Annotated in this window: 1 protein-coding gene; it reads right to left on the bottom strand. The window is 72.2% G+C overall.

Annotation, left to right across the window (positions count from 1 at the left end; translation table 11 throughout):
* Positions 1–528: ketoacyl-synthetase C-terminal extension domain-containing protein (locus V5O46_RS31645; protein WP_332888178.1), on the bottom strand; the 528-nt coding region annotated here is incomplete at both ends.

Here is a 528-nt window from a genome sequence, read left to right as displayed (position 1 = left end):
GCGGCCGACCGTTTCCAGGGCGGTGGCGGACTCGGTGAGGTGGTCGTGGAGTCGGCGCGCCTGGGCGGCGAGCGCCGTGGGGGTGTGACCGGACAGCAGCAGGGGCACGAAGGGAAGTTCGGCCGTTGCGGGGTGTGCGGTCTCCTCGGGTGCCTCTTCGAGGACGACGTGGGCGTTGGTGCCGGAGACGCCGAAGGACGACACGGCGGCCCGGCGCGGCCGGCGCGTACGGGTCCACTCGCGTTCCTCGGTGAGCAGTTCCACAGCGCCGGCGGTCCAGTCGACCTCAGGTGACGGCTCGTCCACGTGGAGCGTGCGCGGCAGCGTGCCGTGCCGCATGGCCTGCACCATCTTGATCACACCGGCGACACCGGCCGCGGCCTGGGTGTGCCCGATGTTGGACTTGACCGAGCCGAGCCACAGCGGCTCGTCCCGCTCCTGGCCATAGGTCGCCAGGAGCGCCTGCGCCTCGATCGGGTCACCCAGCCGGGTGCCCGTACCGTGCGCCTCCACCGCATCGACATCGGT

Origin of the sequence: Streptomyces poriticola, assembly GCF_036689765.1 — a bacterium.
In the GTDB taxonomy this organism is placed as follows: domain Bacteria; phylum Actinomycetota; class Actinomycetes; order Streptomycetales; family Streptomycetaceae; genus Streptomyces; species Streptomyces poriticola.
The sequence above is the reverse complement of the archived record's forward strand: the minus strand, read 5'-3'. Positions and strand labels throughout refer to the sequence as shown.